19 protein-coding genes and 1 pseudogene are annotated in these 20,669 nt (G+C 72.6%); 14 read left to right on the forward strand and 6 right to left on the reverse strand.

What is annotated here, in order from left to right; genetic code table 11:
• Positions 1 to 263 precede the first annotated feature (263 nt).
• Together SL103_RS21215 and SL103_RS21220 are read right to left on the reverse strand one after the other, a co-directional pair.
• Positions 264 to 1,505 (reverse strand): PP2C family protein-serine/threonine phosphatase, encoded by a 1,242-nt coding sequence (locus tag SL103_RS21215; RefSeq protein WP_069573969.1) that lies wholly within the window; start codon positions 1,503 to 1,505, stop codon positions 264 to 266.
• Between the two features lie 94 nt (positions 1,506 to 1,599).
• Positions 1,600 to 2,295 (reverse strand): TetR/AcrR family transcriptional regulator, encoded by a 696-nt coding sequence (locus tag SL103_RS21220; protein ID WP_069570554.1) that lies wholly within the window; start codon positions 2,293 to 2,295, stop codon positions 1,600 to 1,602.
• A 174-nt stretch (positions 2,296 to 2,469) separates the two neighbouring features.
• Here SL103_RS21220 and SL103_RS21225 point away from each other — a divergent pair, with 174 nt between their 5' ends.
• Together SL103_RS21225 and SL103_RS21230 are read left to right on the forward strand one after the other, a co-directional pair.
• Entirely contained in the window at positions 2,470 to 4,008 is a 1,539-nt protein-coding gene (locus SL103_RS21225; RefSeq protein ID WP_069570555.1) for an APC family permease, read from the forward strand.
• Positions 4,009 to 4,082: 74 nt separating this feature from the next.
• Positions 4,083 to 5,804: an amidohydrolase gene (locus SL103_RS21230; protein WP_079145888.1), complete on the forward strand. Its 1,722-nt coding sequence runs from the start codon at positions 4,083 to 4,085 to the stop codon at positions 5,802 to 5,804.
• A 101-nt stretch (positions 5,805 to 5,905) separates the two neighbouring features.
• Here SL103_RS21230 and SL103_RS21235 read toward each other — a convergent pair whose 3' ends face one another.
• Positions 5,906 to 6,364 carry an SRPBCC family protein gene (locus SL103_RS21235; protein ID WP_069570556.1) on the reverse strand — a complete coding sequence of 153 codons (459 nt, stop codon included), beginning with the start codon at positions 6,362 to 6,364 and terminating at the stop codon, positions 5,906 to 5,908.
• Between the two features lie 98 nt (positions 6,365 to 6,462).
• Here SL103_RS21235 and SL103_RS21240 point away from each other — a divergent pair, with 98 nt between their 5' ends.
• Entirely contained in the window at positions 6,463 to 7,839 is a 1,377-nt protein-coding gene (locus SL103_RS21240; RefSeq protein ID WP_164492875.1) for an MFS transporter, read from the forward strand.
• Here the strand turns inward: SL103_RS21240 and SL103_RS21245 are convergent.
• Positions 7,733 to 9,052 (reverse strand): ROK family transcriptional regulator, encoded by a 1,320-nt coding sequence (locus SL103_RS21245; RefSeq protein WP_069570557.1) that lies wholly within the window; start codon positions 9,050 to 9,052, stop codon positions 7,733 to 7,735. The genes SL103_RS21240 and SL103_RS21245 overlap by 107 nt on opposite strands.
• A 152-nt stretch (positions 9,053 to 9,204) precedes the next feature.
• Here SL103_RS21245 and SL103_RS21250 point away from each other — a divergent pair.
• The 4 genes and pseudogenes from SL103_RS21250 to SL103_RS21265 all read left to right on the forward strand — a co-directional run bounded on the left by SL103_RS21250 (position 9,205) and on the right by SL103_RS21265 (position 13,771).
• Positions 9,205 to 10,522 (forward strand): annotated as a pseudogene (locus SL103_RS21250) (ABC transporter substrate-binding protein).
• Positions 10,519 to 11,445 carry a carbohydrate ABC transporter permease gene (locus tag SL103_RS21255; protein WP_069570558.1) on the forward strand — a complete coding sequence of 309 codons (927 nt, stop codon included), beginning with the start codon at positions 10,519 to 10,521 and terminating at the stop codon, positions 11,443 to 11,445. The pseudogene SL103_RS21250 and the gene SL103_RS21255 overlap by 4 nt, the downstream one beginning before the upstream one ends.
• Positions 11,438 to 12,373 carry a carbohydrate ABC transporter permease gene (locus tag SL103_RS21260; RefSeq protein WP_244303995.1) on the forward strand — a complete coding sequence of 312 codons (936 nt, stop codon included), beginning with the start codon at positions 11,438 to 11,440 and terminating at the stop codon, positions 12,371 to 12,373. The genes SL103_RS21255 and SL103_RS21260 overlap by 8 nt, the downstream gene beginning before the upstream one ends.
• 30 nt (positions 12,374 to 12,403) lie before the next feature.
• A complete protein-coding gene (locus tag SL103_RS21265) occupies positions 12,404 to 13,771 on the forward strand; it encodes a GH1 family beta-glucosidase (RefSeq protein ID WP_069570559.1) in 1,368 nt (455 codons plus the stop codon).
• Between the two features lie 57 nt (positions 13,772 to 13,828).
• Here SL103_RS21265 and SL103_RS21270 read toward each other — a convergent pair whose 3' ends face one another.
• The gene (locus tag SL103_RS21270) at positions 13,829 to 14,239 is read right to left on the reverse strand and encodes an organic hydroperoxide resistance protein (protein ID WP_069570560.1); all 411 of its coding nucleotides are present in this window, start codon (positions 14,237 to 14,239) and stop codon (positions 13,829 to 13,831) included.
• Positions 14,240 to 14,366: 127 nt separating this feature from the next.
• Here SL103_RS21270 and SL103_RS21275 point away from each other — a divergent pair, with 127 nt between their 5' ends.
• From SL103_RS21275 to SL103_RS21305, 7 genes are all read left to right on the forward strand, one after another.
• Positions 14,367 to 14,828, forward strand: a complete 462-nt coding sequence (locus tag SL103_RS21275; protein WP_033269317.1) for a MarR family winged helix-turn-helix transcriptional regulator — start codon at positions 14,367 to 14,369, stop codon at positions 14,826 to 14,828.
• 268 nt (positions 14,829 to 15,096) lie between these two features.
• Entirely contained in the window at positions 15,097 to 15,330 is a 234-nt protein-coding gene (locus SL103_RS21280) for an acyl carrier protein (protein ID WP_069570561.1), read from the forward strand.
• Positions 15,327 to 16,562 (forward strand): beta-ketoacyl-[acyl-carrier-protein] synthase family protein, encoded by a 1,236-nt coding sequence (locus tag SL103_RS21285; RefSeq protein WP_069570562.1) that lies wholly within the window; start codon positions 15,327 to 15,329, stop codon positions 16,560 to 16,562. The genes SL103_RS21280 and SL103_RS21285 overlap by 4 nt, the downstream gene beginning before the upstream one ends.
• Before the next feature lie 103 nt (positions 16,563 to 16,665).
• A complete protein-coding gene (locus tag SL103_RS21290; protein ID WP_069570563.1) occupies positions 16,666 to 17,607 on the forward strand; it encodes an alpha/beta fold hydrolase in 942 nt (313 codons plus the stop codon).
• 77 nt (positions 17,608 to 17,684) lie between these two features.
• Entirely contained in the window at positions 17,685 to 18,002 is a 318-nt protein-coding gene (locus SL103_RS21295; protein ID WP_069570564.1) for an ArsR/SmtB family transcription factor, read from the forward strand.
• Complete coding sequence (locus SL103_RS21300) at positions 17,999 to 18,847, forward strand: SRPBCC family protein (RefSeq protein WP_069570565.1); 849 nt, start codon at positions 17,999 to 18,001, stop codon at positions 18,845 to 18,847. Before SL103_RS21295 ends, SL103_RS21300 begins: the two co-directional genes overlap by 4 nt.
• Before the next feature lie 506 nt (positions 18,848 to 19,353).
• On the forward strand, positions 19,354 to 20,067 hold the full coding sequence (locus SL103_RS21305) for a transglycosylase SLT domain-containing protein (RefSeq protein WP_069570566.1): 714 nt from the start codon (positions 19,354 to 19,356) through the stop codon (positions 20,065 to 20,067).
• 135 nt (positions 20,068 to 20,202) lie between these two features.
• Here the strand turns inward: SL103_RS21305 and SL103_RS21310 are convergent, their stop codons facing one another.
• Complete coding sequence (locus tag SL103_RS21310; protein WP_069570567.1) at positions 20,203 to 20,397, reverse strand: hypothetical protein; 195 nt, start codon at positions 20,395 to 20,397, stop codon at positions 20,203 to 20,205.
• Positions 20,398 to 20,669 lie beyond the last annotated feature (272 nt).

Below are 20,669 nucleotides of genomic sequence, written 5' to 3' on the forward strand. Positions count from 1 at the left end.
GGACGTGTCTATCAAGCGGGGTGGGCATGAGGAAGCGTCAGGTGCGCGGGACCACGATGGCATGGGCGGGGCCGGGGCGGGGTGATCGCGGGGGGGCTCGGCGGCAAATGCGGGCGGAATCGCGGAAATCGGCGCCGGAGGGACGGCGCCCGCGGCAGGGGGCGTGCCGCGTCAGCCCGTGCGTGGTGTGACGTATTTCATCCGAGGTGTGTCATCCGGCGCGTGCCCTCCGAGGTGCTGCATCCGGCGGAGGGTGGCGGCCTTCACCCGCCGGAAGGCGGTGGCGGGACCGGGAGGCGGCGTACCGCCACCGCTGCCGCGTCGTCGCCCAGCCGGCCCCGGGTGTGTGCCAGCAGGTCGGCGCGCAGCTGCCGCAGCAGCTGTTCCGGGCCGCAGTCGCTCCAGGCGCCGGCGCGCTGGGCGAGGGGATAGAAGGTGCCCTTGTCGTCGCGGGCCTCGGTCACCCCGTCCGTGTAGAGAAGGAGCAGGTCACCGGGCTCGAAGGGGAAGGTTTCGACCTCGTAGTCGGGGGCGCCGGGCAGGCCGCCGAGCCCGATGGGGAGCGCCGTCCGCCGGGACTGGAGCAGGTGGGCCCGGCCGGCGCGGAGCAGCAGGGCGGGCGGGTGGCCGCAGCTGATGCTGCTGAGGACGGGCTCGCGGTCGGCGATGTCCAGCAGGGAGACGGTCGCGAAGTTCTCGCCGGCGTCTTCGGAGGGGTCCGGGTCGTCGGCGGCGGAACCGGGGGCGCGCAGCACCGCGGGGATCGGGCTGACGGCGGCGTCCGGCTCCTCGTGGACGATGCCGGGACCCGACGGGCGGAGCTCCGCGCCGTCGCCGGCGTAGCCCCCCGTCGAGAGGTCCGTCCCGTCGCAGGCATCCGAGGCGGTGTGCCACTGGGTGCTGTCCCAGCGGACGGCGCCGTCGAGGTGGCGGGCCAGTCGGGGCAGGGTGGCCTGGCGGTGGGCGGCCGCCCGGAAGGCGCCGAGGAGGAGGGCGGCGTGGCTGTAGGCGGGCAGGCCCTTGCCCCGGACGTCTCCGATGATCAGTCGGGTGCCGTCGGTGGTGCGTGCCGCCGCGAAGAGGTCACCGCCCATCTCGGCTTCCTCCTCGGCCGCCAGGTACAGGGAGGCGATCTCCAGGGGGCCGCTGCGGGCGGGGAGCGGGCGGAGCAGGACCTTCTGGGCCACCGCGGCCACCGAGCGGCTCTGGACGAGCCGGCGCTCATTGCGGTCCCGGACCAGGCTGAAGAGCACCACGAGGCCGGAGACCAGGACCAGTGCGGCGATCTGCGCCTGGAGGTTCTCGGTGGCCAGGACGCCCCGGGCGGTGCCGATGAAGAGCAGCGCGGCGACCGCGAGCGCGCCGCTCGCGGCCGTCAGCAGGGGGCCGGCGAAGGCCGCGGTGATCGCCGGGGCGGCGACGAGCAGCGGGCCGAGGTGGATGTCGGGCGGGGCGAGGGTGTCGATCACGCAGACCGCCGCGATGAGCCCGATCGGGATCAGCATCAGGACGAGGCCCAGCTCGCGGCGTTCCCGCAGATGCGTCAGCCGTGAAAGGGGCATGTTTCATGTTTGCACCCTGATGAGAGAAATGCCCGGATCATTCCGGCGCCGCGCTCCGCAGCGCCGCGATCAGCAGGTCGAGCGCGGATTCGACGGCCGAGCCGGCCATGACCGGCAGGTGGTCGCGCACGCGGTGCAGGACGGGATACTCCCCCGCGGGCAGGCTGCCGTACTCGGCCTGCCAGGCCCGCTCGTCCGCCGCGCGCTGGGCGGGCGCCAGCCGCAGCACTCCCGCGTCGAGGGCGGCATGCCCGAGGGCGGTGTCCACCAGGGCGTGGTAGTGACGGACCGCGTGGGCGTCGTCGAATCCGGCCTGGAGCAGCAGGCCGATGCCGGTCTCGACGGCGTGCTGCTCGTGCGGCCGGCCGGTGACCCGGACGGTGCTGAACGCCGCGATCTGCGGATGCCGCAGCGCGGACCGGTAGGCGCGCAGGGCGAAGTCGCGCAGGTCGGCGGCCCAGTCTCCGCTCGGCGCGAAGCCGACCATCGATTCGCCGATCAGCCGGTCGGCGAGCGCGAGCAGCAGCTCCTCGGTGTTGCGGAAGTAGCGGTAGACGGCGGAGGGGTCGGCGCCGAGGGCGGCTCCCAGCTTCCGCACGGTGAAGGCTTGCGCCCCTTGCGTGTCGATCAGCTCGCGGGCGGTGTCGACGATGAGGTCGGCCGACAGGACCACGCCTGAGCTGGTCGGCCGGCGCCGTTTGCGCTCGGCCGGGACGCGCTCGTTCTCCGTCACACCGAACCCCTCCGCCGCGCTCCGACCCGGTTGCCCGGGGGCCAGTTAATCACCAGGTTACGTCAACACCGTTGACACAAGACCCGGCCGACTGTTTCATCGGCGGTCACACGGCCCGCCGCGTCCGCCCGGCCCACCCGTGCCCGGCCCTCGCCCGTCCAAGGAGTCAGTGCCATGCCTTCCGCAGTGCAGCAGGACCCCGGCCCGGCGCGTATGCGCCGCGCCCTGGGGGTGAAGGACGGGGTGGCGATCGCCGCTTCGAGTACCGCAGCGACCACCAGCATCGGCATCGGAATGGGCAGCCTGGCCGCGTACGCCGGCCGGCAGACCCCCGCCCTGTTGCTGCTGGCGTTCCTGCCGATCCTCGGCATCGCGCTGTCGTACGCCCGGCTGAACCGCACCGAACCCAACTGCGGCAGCGGCTACACCTGGGTGGGGCGGTCGATCGGCCCCTGGTCGGGCTTCCTCACCGGGTGGGTGGTCCTCGTCGGCAACGTGATCTTCATGGCGTACACGGGTGCGGTCACCGGGTCGGTGGTGCTGCAGTTCCTCAACAAGCTGGGCCTGTACAGCGTGTGGGGGCTCCGGCTGGACCCGTCCTCGACCGGTGTCAGCACCGCCGTCGGCCTGGTCGCGCTGGTCGCCGTCACGGTCACCGCGATCACCGGCGTACGGGCCGCGACCCGACTGCAGATGTGGCTGCTGATCTTCGAGTACGCCGTCCTGCTGGTCTTCTGCGGCTACGCGCTGATCATCGGCGACCAGCCGTTCTCGCTGTCCTGGCTCAACCCCTTCGACATCGGCTCACCCCAGGCGCTGGCCCAGGGCATGGTGATCGCGGTCTTCATCTACTGGGGCTGGGACGCCGCGTTCAGCGTCAACGAGGAGACCCGCAGCGCCTCCGACGCGGCCCGGGGCGGCCTGATCGCGCTGGTCGCGATGCTCGGCCTGTTCCTGGTCGGCGCGCTCGCCTTCCAGCGGGTGATGAGCAACGGCGAACTGATCCACAACGGCCCGCAGGCGCTCACCTTCCTCGGCGGCCGACTGGCTCCGGAACCCTGGGCCTCGCTGCCGCTGGCGGCGCTGATGTGCTCGGCCTTCGCCTCGCTCCAGTCGAGTGTCATCCCCACCGCCCGCGGTGCGCTGGCGATGGCCCGCGACCGGACGCTCGGGCCGGTGTGGCAGCGGGTGCACCCGCGGTACGGCTCCCCCGCCGCGGGCACCCTGGTGGTCATGGCGATGGCCGCGCTGCTCGCCGTGCTCGCGGTGGGCATCCCCAAGCTCAACGAGATGATCCTCACCGCGGTCAACTCGATCGGCCTGACGGTGGCGCTCTACTACGGGCTGACCGCGCTGGCCTGCGCGGTGCGCTTCCGCGACAGTCTGCGCAAGGGGCCGGTCCGGGCGCTGCGGGACGTGCTCGTCCCGGCGGCGAGCGCACTGACCCTGTTCGGGCTCGGGTGCTACCTGGTGCGGTACTACGCCACCCTGAGCGACCACTTCGAGGCGAGCCCCGACAACGGGTGGTTCATGCTGCTGCTGCCCGCGCTCTTCGTCCTGCTGGGCCTGGCGACCGCCGCCTGGGCCAAGTGGGTGCGCCGCTCCCCGTACTTCACGACCGGGCGGGGGACGGACGGCGACGCGATCGCCCTGCCCATGGACGGGAGCGGACCGCCGCTGCCGACCCCTGCCCCGACGCCTACGGAAGGCTGAAGCGGGCGCCCCGCCGGCCCCGTACCCCCGAACCACACCCCCCGACCACCCAACTCACCTGGAGCAGAAGCCAGATGGACCTCAGCACCACCGTCGCACCCGATCCGGCACCGGACTCCGCGACCGCCTCCGGAACCGCCGGAGACGGCCGTCCCGCCGATCTCGTGTTCCTCTCCGGTCCCGTCCACACCGTCGATCCGGCGCGGAGCCGGGCGAGCGCGGTGGCGGTGCGCGGGGACCGGATCGTCGCCGTCGGACATGACGCGCAGGTACGTGATCTGGTCGGGCCGGCCACCGAGGTCGTCGACCTGCGGGGGAAGTTGCTGATCCCCGGGTTCCAGGACGCGCACGTCCACCCGGTCGGCGCGGGGCTGGAGTTGGCGCAGTGCGATCTGAGCGCAGCGGAGACGGCGGCGGAATACCGTGAGCTGATCGGCTCGTACGCGGCCGCGCACCCGCGGGCGCCGTGGATCACCGGCGGCGGCTGGTCGCTGGAGGCGTTTCCGGGTGGCATGCCGACCCGCGAGTTCCTGGACGCGCTGGTGCCCGACCGTCCGGTGTTCCTGGTCAACCGCGATCACCACGGCGGCTGGGCCAACTCCCGCGCCCTGGAGCTGGCCGGGCTCTCGGCCCGTACGCCGGACCCCGCTGACGGGCGCATCGAGCGGGACGCCGACGGTCAACCCTCCGGCATGCTCCAGGAGGGCGCGATGCGGCTGGTCGCCGATCTGCTTCCGGAGCCGACGCTCGCGGAGCGGACCGCCGGCCTGCTGAGGGCGCAGCGGGTGCTGCACTCGTACGGGGTGACGGCCTGGCAGGACGCGATGCTGGGCCGAGGGCCGGGGTTGGCGGACGTGTCCCCCGCCTACGCGGACGCGGTGCGTACGGGTTCACTGACCGCGCGGGTGACCGGGGCGCTGTGGTGGGAGCGGTCCCGGGGCGCCGAGCAGATTCCCGAACTCATCGCGAAGCGGAAGGAGTTGACGGGCGGGCGCTTGCGAGCGACCAGCGTGAAGATCATGCAGGACGGGATCGCCGAGAACCACACGGCGGCGATGCTCAGCCCCTATCTGACCGCCTGCGGCTGTACGTCCGACAACAGCGGGATCTCCTTCATCGACCCCGAGGAGCTGTGCAGGTATGTGACCCTGCTGGACGCCGAGGACTTCCAGGTGCATTTCCACGCCCTGGGCGACCGGGCGGTGCGCGAGGCGCTGGACGCGGTGGAGGCGGCCCGGCGGGCACACGGCCCGCGTGACACCCGCCCGCATCTGGCACATCTGCAGGTGGTGCACCCCGACGACGTCCCGCGCTTTCGCCGGCTCGGGGCGACCGCGAACATCCAGGCCCTGTGGGCGGCGCACGAGCCGCAGATGGACGAGCTGACCATCCCGTTCCTGGGGGCCGAACGGGCCGGGTGGCAGTACCCGTTCGGTGATCTGCTGCGTGCGGGCGCCACGATGGCGGCGGGCAGCGACTGGCCGGTCAGCTCGCCCGATCCGCTCGCCGCCCTGCACGTCGCGGTCAACCGCCGGACGCCGGACGGTCCGCCGTCGGCGCCGGTGTTCCTGCCCGAGCAGCGCATCGACCTGGGCTCGGCGCTCGCCGCGTACACGGCGGGCAGCGCCTACGTCAATCATCTCGATGACACCGGTTCCGTCCAGCCGGGCAAGCTGGCCGACCTGGTGGTCCTGGACCGCGACCCGTTCGACGGGCCCAGCGAGGAGATCGCGGCGACCCGGGTCCTCCAGACGTTCGTCGGGGGGCGCCGGGTGTACGCGGCCGACGACGCCTGAGGGCCGGCCGGGGCCGGTCCCGCCCCGGGCGACCGCCGGGGCCCGTCCCGTCACGCCCGGGCCGGCCGGTCAACGCGCCGGCCCGGGCGGGTCCCGGTGGCTCACCCCGCCCGCTCCAGGTGCGCCTTCGCCAGCGCTACCTCTTCCGCCACCTCCGCGGTGAGGCGCCGGCGCAGCAGGGGTTCGGCCAGCCGGCTCAGCCAGGGGGCGAAGTGGAAGGTCAGGGTGCGGACGAGGCGGGTGCCGTCGCCGGTGGGGGTGCAGACGAAGCTCGCCTCGAAGTCGCACAGCCGGCGCGACAGCCGGTTGGCGGGGGGCGGCGCCAGTCGGATGTCGACGCGTGCGCCGGGGGTGAGTCTCATCTGCGCGACGGTCTCGGGGCCGGGCAGCCCGGCCAGGCGGGGGCGGAAGGCGAATTCGGTTCCCCAGTCCTGGCGGCGGACCCGGCGGACCGGGCGGATCTTGCGGTCCACCTGGGCGTAGCGCTCCGGGTCCAGCACGAACGCGAGCAGCTCTTCGGGGGTGCAGCGGATCGTCTCGATGACCTCGACGGTGAGCATCTCTCCAACGTAGTGGCGACCCGGCCGCCGGGTCCCGGGGGCCCGCCGCCGGCAATCACGCTTGGGGGTTCCTCCACACCCAACTCGCTTTGGCGGGCGTGGTTTCGGAGGACGTGCGGATGGCCGGGGGCGGCGTGCCGCGGGTCTACTGGGGCGAGTCGTTCGTCGGGGGGGGTGCGGTGCCGGTGTGGGCGGGTGTGCGTGCGGTGTTCTCCGTTGCCGGGGCCTGGCTGCCGGTGCTCTCGTTCCTGGCGCGGCTGCCGGCGGCGCTGTGTCCGATCGGCACGCTGCTGATGCTGACGGAGCTGGCGGGCATCGGACGGGCCGGGGTGGTCGCCGGGATGCTGTGGCTGGGGCAGGCGGTGGGCGGGGCGCCGATCGGTCGGCTGGCGGACCGGCGGGGGCACCGGCCGGTGATTCTCGTGGCTTCGTCGGCGAACGCGGTGGCGATCGTGGCGTTGGTGGGGTCGGTGGTCGGTGCGCTGCCGGTGGCGGTGCAGGCGCTGGCGGCGGGGCTGGCCGGGGTGACGATGCCGCAGGTGGGGCCGTTGTCGCGGACACGGTGGAGCGTGCTGACGGCCTCCCGGCCGGAGGGTCGGGAGTTGACGGGGCGTGCGCTGTCGCTGGACACCACGATCGACGAGATCAGCTTCATGGCGGGGCCCGCGCTGGCGGCCACGGTGGTGGTCGTGTTCCACCCCGCGGCGGGACTGCTGCTCGCCGCCGCGCTCGGTGCCGTCTTCGGTGTGCTGTTCGCGCTGCATCCGACGGCTCCCGGGCCGGTGCGGACCGAGCGGGCCGCCGGGGGCGCCCGGGTGCCGCTGAGGTCCTCGGCGCTGGTGGTGCTGTGTGTGATGGCGCTGGCGCAGGGGATCATGTGGGGCGCCGCCAACGCCGGGGTGAGCGCGCTGTCGCGGGAGTTGGGCAATGCCGGGACGGCCGGCTTCGTGTGGGGTGCGATGGCGGTGACCAGTGCGCTGGCGGGGCTGGTCAGTACGGGCCGGCCGGGGAAGCGGGATCTGACGGTCCGGTTGCGGCGGGCGATCGTGGCGCAGACGCTGCTGGGACTGCCGTTGCTGGTGGTGGACGGGTTTGTCGGGGTGACGCTGGCGGTCGCCGGGATCGGCACGGCGGTGGCACCACATCTCATCGCGGTGTTCGCGCTCGGGGAGCGGATCGCTCCGGCCGCGCGGATGGGCGAGGCCATGGCCCTGCTGGGGTCGGGGCTGATCGTGGGGCAGTGCGTGGCGGCGGTGGCGGCCGGTCCGCTGGCGCAGGCGTACGGATTCCGGGCCGCCTTCGGGTTGACCTGCGCGGCGGGGCCGGTGGCGTGTGCGGTGGCGCTGTTGCTGGTGCGGGGGCGGCGGTTCACCCCGGTGTCCGGCGGCGGGCCCGATCTGCCCGTGGCGTCCGCGGGCCCGTCGCGGCTGCCCGCCGGGCCGGCTGCGGTGCGGTCCGCCGGCCGCCGTTCGTGAAGAAGTCCGCCAGCGGCAGGGTCGCCGCGCCGACCGTGACGGCGTCGGGGCCGAGTGTGCCGAGGTCGATGGTGACCCGGCCGGCCGGGTGGGCGAGGGCGTAGCCGGTGGCGTAGCGGCGGACCGCGGGCAGGAGGTGCGGGCCGAGCAGCAGTCCGGCCCAGCCGCCGATCAGGACCCGTTCGGGGCCGAAGAGGTTGATCAGGTCGGAGATGCCGGCTCCGAGGTATTCGGCGGTCTCGTCGAGGACGGCGAGCGCGTCCGGGTCGGGGGCGGTGCCGTCCTGCGGGTGGGCGGCGGCGACCAGGGCGGTGAGGGCGGTCTCCTCGTCGGCGCCGTCGGGGGGCCGGCCGCCGGCTTCCTGCCAGCGTCGCAGTACGGCTTCGGCGCCGGTGTACGCCTCCAGGCAGCCGCGGGCGCCGCAGCGGCAGCGCCGGCCGCGGACGGCGACGGTGAGGTGCCCCCATTCGCCGGCGCTGTCGCGGGCCGCGCTGTGGGCCGCGCCGTCGGTGACGATGCAGGCGCCGACGCCGGAGCCGAGGAGCACGATCACGGCGTCCTCGGCGCCCCGGCCGCCGCCGAACCACATCTCGGCCCGGCCGAGCGCCTGGGCGCCGTTGTTGATGAACAGCGGTACGGCGGACGGGAGTTGGGTGGCGTCGCGGAGCAGGTCCTCCAGTGGGACGGCGTCCCAGCCGATGGTCTGGCCGTGGACGAGCGCGCCGCCGGGGCCCGTCCGGTCGACGATGCCGGGAACGCCGACGCCGATGCCGAGCAGGTGACCGGGGTCGGTGCGGCCCTCCCGCAGGACGGTGCCGATGCTGTCGGCGATGTGCCGGGTGATCCGGGGGACGTCGTGGTGGCGGCCGGTCAGCGGGAGTTCGGCGCGGGCGAGTTCGGCGAGGGTGAGGTCGAAGAGTTCCACCCGCACCCGGGTCTCGCCGACGTCCACCCCGACGATCCGGCCGCTCGCCGGGGACACCTGCAGCAGGGTGCGGGGGCGGCCACCGTCGGAGCCGACCGTGCCGGCCTCCTCCAGCAGCCCGTCGTCGACGAGTTCGGCGACCACGTTGCTGACGGACCCTGAACTGAGTCCGGTTGCGGTGACGAGTTCCTGACGGCTCAACGGGCCGTCGAAATACAGCCGTTGCAGAATCCTGGAGCGGTTGACCCGCCGCAGGTCACGCACGGTCCGCTGGGTGCGCTCGGCCATCTCTCCCCCCTTCCGGAGGGAAACGTACCGGGTCCCGCTCCCTTGACGCACCCTTCTCTCGGGCTTTAACTCACACCCTAAGTTAAGCCATGAGGCCGTTCAGGAACTGAACATGGCCGGCCCCGGACTCCTCAGAGAGAGGCGTATCCGTCATGCGCATACTCCGAGCCGCGACCGTCTCCGCCACCGTCACCGCGCTCGCCGCGCTGGCGTCCGGATGCGGCGGCGGTACCAGCCCCGGCGGCGGGAGCAGCAACGACTCCCCCGGGACGCTGACCTACTGGGCGTCCAACCAGGGGCCCGATGTCGAGGCCGACAAGAAGGTCCTCGGCCCCGAACTGAAGAAGTTCGAGCGGCAGACCGGGATCAAGGTGAAGCTGGAGGTCATCCCGTGGCCGGACCTGCTCAACCGGATTCTGGCGGCCACCACCTCGGGGCAGGGGCCCGACGTCCTCAACATCGGCAACACCTGGTCGGCCTCGTTGCAGGCCACCGGTGCGCTGCTGCCCTGGGACAAGGGCGCCTTCGACAGGATCGGCGGGCGGGACCGGTTCGTGGCGCCGGCGCTGGGCGCCACCGGCGCGGCGGGGCAAGGACCCGGCCGCGGTGCCGCTGTACTCGCTGACGTACGCGCTCTACTACAACAAGCAGATGTTCAAGGACGCCGGGATCAGCCGGCCGCCCACCACGTGGGACGAGCTGGTGGCGGCCGGCAAGCGGGTCTCCAGGGACGGCGAGTGGGGGCTGGGCGCCGAGGGCGGTCAGCTGGCCAACAACATCCACCAGGTGTTCGTCCTCGGCAAGCAGCACGGCGCGGACTTCTTCGACGCCGCCGGCAAGCCGTCCTTCACCTCGGACGGCGCGGTCGCGGCGGTCAAGCAGTACGTCGACTTCATGGCCAAGGACAAGATCATCGCGCCGGGCAACGCGGAGTACGGACAGAACCAGTCGCTGCGGGACTTCGCCACGGGCCGGACCGCGATGGTGCTCTGGCAGGCCGCGGCCACCACCTTCGCCGCCGACGGCATGAAGCCCGCGGACTGGGGCGTGGTGCCGGTACCCGTTCCGTCCGGCGCCCCCGGCAGCGGCCGGCAGACCAACTCCATGCTCGCCGGCATCAACATCGCCGTCTTCAAGAACACCCACAACCTCAACGGCGCGCAGAAGTTCGTGAAGTTCATGACCGGCGACGCCGAGCAGAAGCTGCTGAACAAGACGTACGGCTCCATCCCGCCGGTCCGGGCCGCGCAGCAGGACCCGGCGTTCGACCGCCAGGACACCCGGGTGCTGCGCGAGACGCTCACCAGGAGCGCCACGCCGCTGCCGCAGGTCGCCGACGAGGCGCAGTTCGAGACGTCGGTCGGCACGGCCGTCAAGGACCTGTTCGCCGACGCGGCGGCCGGGAAGCCGGTGACCACCGGGTCGGTCAAGGCGCGGCTGGCCGAGGCAGAACAGCAGATGGCGCAGTGAGGCGGCTTCCCGTACGGCTGCGCCGCGCCGGTCTGCCCTATCTGCTGCTGCTGCCCGCGCTGCTCCTGGAGTTGCTGGTCCACCTCGTCCCGATGGTCATCGGCGTCGCCATGAGCTTCAAGGAACTGACGCACCTGTTCCTCGGCAACTGGGGCGCTGCGCCCTGGAAGGCGCTGGGCAACTACCGGATCAGCGTCGACGTGCACGCGCCGGTCGGCGCCGCGCTGCTGCACTCGTTCTGGGTGACCTGCGTGTTCAGCGTGCTGGCGGTGGGGCTGTGCTGGCTGCTCGGGACCGCGGCGGCGGTGTTCCTCCAGGAGGACTTCCGGGGCCGGGGGCTGCTGCGCGCGGTCTTCCTGACCCCGTACGCGCTGCCCGTCTACGCCGCGGTGATCACCTGGGCGTTCATGTTCCAGCGGGACAACGGGCTGGTCAACCACGTACTGCACGACCAGCTGCACCTCACCGACGGCCGGCCCTTCTGGCTGCTGGGGGACAACAGCTTCTACGCCCTGCTGGCGGTCGCCGTCTGGAAGACCTGGCCGTTCGCGTTCCTGGTGGTGATGGCGGCGCTGCAGAACATCCCGAAGGACCTGTACGAGGCGGCGGCGCTGGACGGTGCGGGCCGGCTCCGGCAGCTGCGGCGGATCACCCTGCCGGCGCTGCGGCCGGTGAACCAGGTGCTGGTGCTGGTGCTGTTCCTGTGGACGTTCAACGACTTCAACACGCCGTACGTGCTGTTCGGCAAGGCCGCTCCGAAGGCCGCCGATCTGCTGTCCGTCCACATCTACCAGGCGTCGTTCGCCACCTGGAACTTCGGCACCGGCTCGGCGATGTCCGTCCTGCTGCTGCTCTTCCTGCTGGTGGTGACGGCCGGCTACCTCCTGGCCACCTCCCGCGGAAGGAAGCACGCCGATGGCTGACCTCACCGCCCGCACCCCGCCACCGACCGCCCGGCGGCGGTCCCCCACCGCCGGTGCGCGCTCGGCGGCCGCCCGCCGCCGGTCCCCCAACGCGCCGCCCCGCTCCTTCCTCTGGGCCCGCCGGATCTTCCTGACCGCGCTGACCGGTTTCGTCCTGCTCCCCGTCTACGTCATGCTGAGCAGCTCGCTGAAACCCCTGTCGGACGTCTCGGGCGCGTTCCACTGGCTGCCGAGCGAGCTGACGGTCCGCCCGTACCTCGACATCTGGCGGACGGTCCCGCTGGTCCGGTACTTCACCAATTCGCTGATCGTGGCGGGCTCGGCCACCGTCTGCTCGGTCGTCATCGCGGTCTTCGCCGCGTACGCGGTGAGCCGCTACCGCTTCCGCGGCAAGCGCCTCTTCACCGTCACGGTGCTGTCGACCCAGATGTTCCCGGGCATCCTCTTCCTGCTGCCGCTGTTCCTGATCTACGTCAACATCGGCAACGCCACCGGCCTCGCCCTCTACGGCTCCCGCGGCGGTCTGATCCTGACGTATCTGACCTTCTCGCTGCCGTTCTCCATCTGGATGCTGGCCGGCTACTTCGCCTCGGTGCCCCGGGAGTTGGACGAGGCCGCGTACGTCGACGGCTGCGGGGCACTGGGGGCGCTCTTCCGGATCGTGGTGCCGGCCGCGCTGCCCGGGATCGTGGCGGTCGCGGTGTACGCGTTCATGACGGCGTGGGGCGAGGTGCTGTTCGCCTCGGTGATGACCAACGACACCACCCGCACGCTCTCGATCGGGCTGCAGGGCTACTCCACCCAGAACGACGTCTACTGGAACCAGGTCATGGCCGCGTCGCTGGTCGTCAGCGTCCCCGTCGTCGCCGGGTTCCTGCTGCTCCAGCGCTATCTGGTCGCCGGGCTCACCGCCGGCGCCGTCAAATGACCCGCACCCGTGCTTGCAGAGGAGCGCTTCGTGACCGATCGGATCGACTTCGCCGCCCTGCCGGACGACTTCGCCTGGGGCGTGGCCACCTCGGCGTACCAGATCGAGGGAGCGGTCACCGAGGACGGCCGGGCGCCGTCCATCTGGGACACCTTCGCGCACACGCCGGGGCGCACCGACAACGGCGACACCGGTGACCGGGCCTGCGAGCACTACCACCGCTGGCGCGAGGACATCGGCCTGATGCGGCAACTGGGCGTGGGCGCCTACCGGTTCTCGGTCGCCTGGCCGCGGGTCGTGCCGGAGGGCGACGGCCGGGTGAACGCGGCGGGCCTGTCCTTCTACGACCGGCTGGTCGACGGCCTGCTGGAGGCGGGCATCGCCCCGTCCGTCACCCTTTACCACTGGGACCTGCCGCAGGCACTGCAGGACCGCGGCGGCTGGCCCGTACGGGAGACCGCCGAGCGGCTGGCGCAGTACGCCTCGGTGGTGGCCGGCAAGCTCGGCGACCGGGTCCGGCACTGGGCCACCCTGAACGAACCGCTCTGCTCTGCGTGGATCGGGCATCTGGAGGGCCGGATGGCGCCGGGGCTGACCGACCTCACCGCCGCGGTGCACGCGTCGTACCACCTGCTGCTCGGGCACGGCCTGGCCGTACAGGCGATCCGGGCGCAGGCCCCGGACGCCGAGGTCGGCATCGTCAACAACCTGAGCACCGTCGAACCGGCCACCGGCTCCGCAGCCGATGCCGCGGCGGCGCGGCGGATGGACGGGCACACCAACCGCTGGTGGCTCGACCCGGTGCACGGCCGGGGCTTTCCCGCGGACATGCGGGAGGTGTACGGGGTGGAACTGCCGGAGCGCGCCGGGGACGCGGGGGTGCTCGCGCAGCCGCTGGACTGGCTGGGGCTGAACTACTACTTCCCGGCCGTGGTCGCCGCCGACCCGTCCGGCCCGCCGCCGTTCGCCCGGCCGGTGCGCCGGCTGCACGTGCCCCGTACGGGCATGGACTGGGAGATCGACGCGAACGGCATCGAGACCCTGCTGCTGCGGCTGACCCGCGAGTACGGGGCGCGCCGGCTGTACGTCACGGAGAACGGGTCCGCCTACCCGGACGTGGTCCGTCCGGAGGGCACCGTCGCGGACCCCGAGCGGACCGCGTATCTGCACCAGCACGTCGCGGCCTGCGCCCGCGCCGCCCGCCGGGGCGCCCCGCTGGCCGGGTACTTCGCCTGGTCGCTGATGGACAACTTCGAGTGGGCCTACGGCTACGACAAGCGCTTCGGCCTGTTCCACGTCGACTACGCGACGCAGGCCCGCACCCTCAAGGACAGCGGGCGGCACTACGCCGAGCTGATCCGCGGCCACCCGCGGCGGAGCACTCCGCGCGCGGCCTGAGCGGTACGCGCCGGGACCGGCCCCTCCCCGGACCGGTCCCGGCGCGCCCGCCGCGCGTCACTCGATGACCAGCTCCACGCCGATGTTGCCGCGGGTGGCCTTGGAGTAGGGGCAGAACTCGTGGGTCGCCTCGACCAGCCGGCGGCCGGTCTCACCGGCGAGCGCGTCCGGCAGCTCCACCCGCATGACGACGCCGAGGCCGAAGCCGGTGTCGTCCTTGCCGATGGAGACCTCGGCGGTGACCGAGACGTCCTTGGTGTCGAGCTTCATCTGCCGGCCGACGTTGCTCATCGCGCTGGCGAAGCAGGCCGCGTATCCCGCGGCGAAGAGCTGCTCCGGGTTGGTGCCGGCGCCGTCGCCGCCGAGCGCGGGCGGCAGGGCCAGGGCGAGGTCGATCGTGCCGTCGGAGCTGACGGCACGGCCCTCGCGGCCGTTGGCGGTGGCGACGGCGGTGTACAGCGCGTCCATCACTTTCCCCTTCGCAGGTGCGGCGGCCGCTGCCCGGCCGCCCGACACCGGCAACACTCGCACACATTCAAATTGCACGCAACTCAGTTGTGCGCAACTAAATAGCCCCGGGGGCTAACCTGGACGCATGACCTCGCCGACCAGCCCTCCCGTCCCCGACGCCGAACTGCTCCGCCTGGACCACCAGGTCTGCTTCTCGCTGCACGCCGCCTCGCGCGCGTTCGGCGGCGTCTACCGGGACGCCCTGAAGGACCTGGGCCTGACCTACCCGCAATACCTGGTCATGCTGGTCCTGTGGGAGCACGGCGCACAGCCGGTCAAGGCCATCGGCGAGCGGCTCCGACTGGACTCCGGCACCCTCTCCCCGCTCCTCAAGCGCCTGGAGACGGCCGGCCTGGTCCGCCGCGAGCGCAGCACCGAGGACGAGCGGTCGGTCACCATCCACCTCACCCCCGAGGGCGACGACCTGCGGGAACAAGCCCTGCCGGTGCCCCGCAGGATGCTGGCCGCCACCGGTCTGACCCTTGAGGAACTTCGGACGCTGCGGACCCTTTTGGCGCGCGTGACCAGCGCGCTGGACGAGTCCTGAGCCGGGCCCTCCACCAGCCCGACGGCCGCCGTCCCGTGCCTCCGGACGGTCGGCGGCGTTAGGAACGTAGGCGTCGTCCGCAGCACCCGCAACGCGGGGCGCGCCCCTCTCCCACGCCGTGGTGCGCTCATCACCCCATTGAGCTACCAAGGTTGGGGAGTCATCAGGACGAAGGCGTATAAAGGGTGGCCAAACCAGCCGGGCCGCCGGTGGTCATCCGCCCTGGACGCGGTTGGCAGCACGCCTACAACAAGTGGAGGAGCGCCACGTGAATGCGGCAGAAGTTGTCAACGCCCTGCTGGTCCAACGCTTCGGGGTTTCCTCGGGCGACGTCACCGATGACACCCCGCTGCGCAGCCTGCGCATCGACTCCCTCGCACTGGAGGAACTCCGCGTACTGATCGAGGACCAGCTGGACATCGACCTCGAGGACGTGCCGCTGACCTCGCGGAACACCGTGGGCCAGCTGGTGGCGGCCGTCGACGGCATGGTTCCGGCGTGACGGGGGCCCTCCAGCCGTTCTCCGCGGCCGTCACGGGACTGGGCATGGTCACCGCGGCGGGGGTCGGGACCAAGGCCACCTGGCACGCCGTCACCCACGAAACGCAGCCCGGCGGGGTGGCGCACCACGAGGAACTCGCCGATCTGCCCTGCGACTTCATGTACACCGCCGATCTGGACACCACGGAACTCCTCGGCGTGGCCACCCAGCGACTGATGGACCGCTTCTCCCAGCTCGCGGTGATCGCCGCCCGCGAGGCGGTCGCGGACGCCGGGCTGGACCCGGACGACTGGGACGGCAGCCGGGTCGCGGTGGTCATCGGCTCCGCGCACGGCGGCCTCCCCTTCTACGACCAGCAGCACGCCGCGATGCTCGAACGCGGTGCGCGGCGGGTCTCCCCCAAGCTCGCGCCGCTGACCGTCGTCAACGGCGCCGCCAGCAGCGTCTGCATGGACCTCGGGGCGCGTGGCCCCAGCCTGGGCGTCGCGACGGCCTGCTCCTCCGGCACCGTCGCCCTGGGCACCGCGCACCAGCTGCTGCGTGCCGGGGTGTGCGACATCGCCATCGCCGGCGGGGCCGAGTCCCCGATCTCCCGGCTGCTGATCGCCAGCGCCTGCCGGATGAAGGCGGTCTCCACCCGTCGCGAGGACCCGGCCGCGGCGTGCCGCCCGTTCGATGCCGCCAGGGACGGCTTCGTGGTCGGCGAGGGCGCCGGCCTCCTCGTGCTGGAGCGGCCCGAGCACGCCGCCGCCCGGCGGGCCCCCGTCCGCGCGCACATCCGCGGTTACGGCGCCTCCAGCGACGCCTTCGCGGCGGTGGCACCGGACCCGGACGGCAACGGCATCGAGCGGGCGCTGCGCGGCGCGATGGCCGACGCCGGGGTGCAGGCCGGTGACATCGGGCATGTGAACGCGCACGGCACCTCGACGGTGATGAACGACCTCATCGAGGCCACGATGCTGGAGCGGGTGATCGGCACCCACCCCCTGGTGACCTCCACCAAGGCGATGACCGGGCACACGCTGGGCGCCGCCGGCGGCATCGAGACCGCGCTCACCGTGCTCGCCCTGGAGGAACAGCTGGTGCCGCCGACCGCGAACCTCGACGTCCCCGATCCGCGGCTGCCCGTGCAGGTCGTCCGCGAGGAACCCCGGCGGGCGTCCTTCGACTGCGCGGTCAAGACCTCGCTCGGCTTCGGCGGCCACAACGCCGCGCTCGTACTGACCCGCTAGGGCGGGTCCTTCGGATCGGCCCGGGGTGATCCCGAAGACCCGCCCCGGACCGGCCCCCGCCCTCCCCGGCCGCACCTGCCGGTCCCCCGAGAAGGAAGCAGAGATGCACGAGGAAACGATCCGGTCCTTGTCGGTGAGCGGGGTGTCCTTCGCCTACCGGCGACTGCGGCAGCCGGAGCGGATCACCGAGCCCGTCATGGTGATCGGCGGCGCGCTGCAGGGCATGTTCGGCTGGCCGCAGATGGAGGACCACGTGGGGCCGGTGGCGGACGTGGTGACCGCCGACCTGCCGGGCATGGGCAGCGCCGACCCGCTACCCCCGGGGCCGAGCAACGTCCTGATGCGTGCGGCGATCGAGCGGATCATCGACGATCTCGACGTCCCCCGGATCAACCTCTTCGGTTTCTCCTACGGGGCCGGCCTCGCCTACGGATGCGCGCGGCACCTGCCCGGGCGGATCGCGCGGCTCGCGCTCGGCGGCGTGCCGGCGCACATCAGCGCCGCGCAGCTGGCTCTGTGGCGGCGGGCCGCCGACGAGCTGGCGCACGGCGACACCGAGAGCTTCGCGACGCTGGTGACCGAGGGGCTGATGTGCCTCGACGACCGCCGGCACGTCACCAGCCGGCGGCTGGCGTACCGCTATGTCCGGCGCTCGATGATGCATGCCGCCCGGCACTCCCAGCACGCCGTGGAATCGCTGAACCGCGCCCTGTCGGACCGCCCGGACTTCTCCGGTGAGCTGCGCGACGTACCCACGCTCGTTTTCAGCGGCGAGCACGACACAGTGACCTCGGCGGACCGACAGCGGGCCTTCGCGGCCACCATCCCCGGCAGCCGCTTCCTGAGCATCCCGGACGCCGATCACTGGGTGGTGCTGGAGCGCGCCCAGGACGTGGCGGACCTGGCCGTGCGCTTCTTCACCGACGGGCCGCTCAGCTCGGCGCCCGCCCTGGCACCGGTCCGGCGCGAGGACCGGCCGGCGACCGGCCCCGGGCGCGGGGCCCGGCGGTCCCGGGTCGGTGAGGCCGCGGACGCCTGCGCCTGAGGCGCCCTCGGCGACCGCGGTCGCCACCCTCCATGCATTCCCTTGCGGTTATATAACCACAGAGGCATCCTGGGGGTATGTCCCTACCGTTCGACGTCCTCGCGGAGCCGAGCCGGCGCAAGATCCTCGATCTGCTGCTGGAACGCCCCCGGCTGGTCGGCGAGCTCACCGACCAGCTCGGACTGAGCCAGCCGGGCACCTCCAAGCATCTGCGGGTGCTGCGCGAGGCCGGCCTGGTCCGGGTCCGCCAGGAGGCCCAGCGCCGCTGGTACGAGCTGCGGCCCGAGCCGCTCGCGGAGCTGGACGCCTGGCTCGCCCACTACCGGCACCTCTGGTCCGGCAGCCTCGACACCCTGGAACGGCATCTCGACGCCACGAAGGACGACCCCCTATGACTCCGCATTCCGACACCCTCACCACCTCCGACGGCCGGACGGCGCTGCGCATGGAGCGCCGGCTCGCCCATCCGCCCGGGAAGGTCTGGGCGGCGCTCACCGACCCGGCGCAGGTCGGGCAGTGGTTCCCGTCCGCCGTCACCGTCGAGCTCCGGCCGGGCGGGGCGATGACCTTCTCGATGCCCGGCGTGAGCGGTGTGGCCATGACCGGCACGGTCACCGACGCCGAGGAGCCGCGACTGTTCGCCTTCACCTGGGGCGAGGACCACCTGCGCTGGGAGATCGCACCGGACGGGGACGGCTCCCTGCTGACCCTGACCCACACCTTCGGCGACCGGTTCGGCGGCGCCAGCTTCGCCTCCGGCTGGCACCTGTGCCTCACCGCGCTGTCGCAGCTGCTCGACGGCACCTCGACGGCCGTGGACCGCGACGCGGGTGAGCTGCACGAGGCGTACGTGGAGCAGTTCGCGCTGGGGCGGGGCGTGGTCGAGGAGACCGCGGACGGGCCGCGGCTGCGCTTCGAGCGCCAGCTGGTGCGCCCCGCCGAGACCGTCTGGGCGGTGCTGACCTCGGGTGACGAGCCGGCGGCGGGGGCGCCGGCACCGGCCGGCTTCACCGCACGTGAGGTGCCGGGCGGCCCCGTCACGGAGGTGCGGGCCCCCGCGGTGCTCGCCTACCGCTGGCACCCGGACGGCATCGTCCGCTGGGAACTGGGCCGCGGCACCGGCCACGGCGCCCGCCTGGTCCTGACCCAGACCGGCCCACGGGGATTCGACACGGATACCGCGCTGGAGAGCTGGTACGACCGGATCGAGCATCTCGCGGCCCGGCTACTGGAGAACTGAAAGAGCAGGTTTTTCCCGCGGCCGACCGCGGCCGGTGACGCCCCTTGCGGAGTTCCGCAGGGGGCGTTTTCCGTGCGCCGGGCCGCGACCCGTTCGCGAGGTGGGTGCTGCCCCGCACCCGCGGTGATTCGCGGCGCGCATTCCCGCTTCTCCGGTGTGAGCCAGGCAACTTCACCGGGGCGCGGAAAGGGCGTCGGCGGGGCCGCCGGGTGATGCCCCGCACGCGACGTACGTCACGTACGAACCCGGCTAGTCGATGCCCTTCCCGGTGTTTACCGCACGGCGCGGCATTTATATCGGACATCTCGCCGCAACTCACGAAGATAGGTAGTACACGGCATCTTTGCCACGATCCAGGGCGCTCGCTAAACATGTTTCCCGTAGCACCGAGAACGGGTCTGCGACTTCCGCCGGAGCGGCGAGCGCGGCACATGACCCTCGGTCCTCACGCGCCAACCGAAGGCCGTCTCCCCCCGCCACCAAGCCCTGGAAGAGGTCACCTCCGCATGCTCGGTTTCACCCTGCCCCGCGCCGCCCGTAACGCCCGCATCACCCGCACCCACAAGGTTTCCGCGGCGCTGGTGGCCACCGCGAGCTGCGCCGCCGCGCTCTCGCTCACCGCGGCGCCCAGCGACGCCGCCACCCCCTCCACCCACGCCCCCGCGGCGGTCAAGCCGGTCAGCGCCAACGGCCTGCCGCTGACCGCGAAGGACCGCGCCGACGACGGCAAGAAGGACCAGGCGCTCGCCTCGTCCGTGGCCGGCAACCTGAAGGTCACCGCGGTCGAGAAGCAGGGCCACACCGCCAAGGAAGCCGCGAGCCGGTCCGTGGAGCGCAAGGCGATAGCCGCGCCGAAGACCGCCCCCAAGGCGGCGCCGAAGGCCGCGCCCAAGCGGTACGCGAACAACCTGGACGGCTGGATCCGTCAGTCGCTGGACATCATGAAGTCCAAGGGCATCCCCGGCTCCTACGAGGGCCTGCACCGCAACATCATGCGCGAGTCCAGCGGCAACCCCAACGCCGTCAACGACTGGGACATCAACGCCATCAACGGCATCCCCTCGAAGGGCCTGCTCCAGGTGATCCAGCCCACCTTCGACCAGTACCACGTCGCCGGAACGGCCAACAAGCTCACCGACCCGGTCGCCAACATCACCGCCGCCGCCAACTACGCGGCACACCGCTACGGCTCCATCGACAACGTCAACTCGGCCTACTGAGCCGGGTGTAGCAGCCCAGGCGCGGTCCGGACGGACCGCATCGGGTGCCGGTGTACGGCACCCTGACACGGCAACGGCAATGGCCCTGCCCGCATCTCGCGGGTGGGGCCATCGCCGTTGCCGGTCGCGTCCACGTCAGTAGCGGTAGTCGCGGGCCAGGTTGCCACCGGTGAGCAGGGCGTGGATGACCTCGCCGGCCACCCGGATTCCCTCCCGGTCCCTGGCGGTGAGCTGGCGGTGGTCGTCCACGGGGGCCGCGACGGCGGAGCCGGCGGCGAGGAATCCGGTGACCAGAAGACCGCTGACGACAACGGCGATACGACGGAACATGGCGTACTTCCCTACGGTGAGTGACGGCTGTGTGCGGTGTCACTGTCCGGGAGTGGACGGCCCGTCGTCATGCGACAGCCCGGTCGCTGCTGCGAACGGACCAGCAGCACCGCCGTATCGCCGTACCGGACGGTTCCCCAACGGCCCAGCCGGCGGCGGCCGGTCCCCGCGGGAGGCCCGCACCGGCCCACCACCGGCCCGCAAGTGAATCAGGGCACAATTGCCGCCCTTTTGGCCTCACTTTCGGCCTCAGTGCCAGTGCCCCTCGCCAC

Source organism: Streptomyces lydicus, assembly GCF_001729485.1.
GTDB classification, from domain to species: Bacteria; Actinomycetota; Actinomycetes; order Streptomycetales; family Streptomycetaceae; genus Streptomyces; species Streptomyces lydicus_D.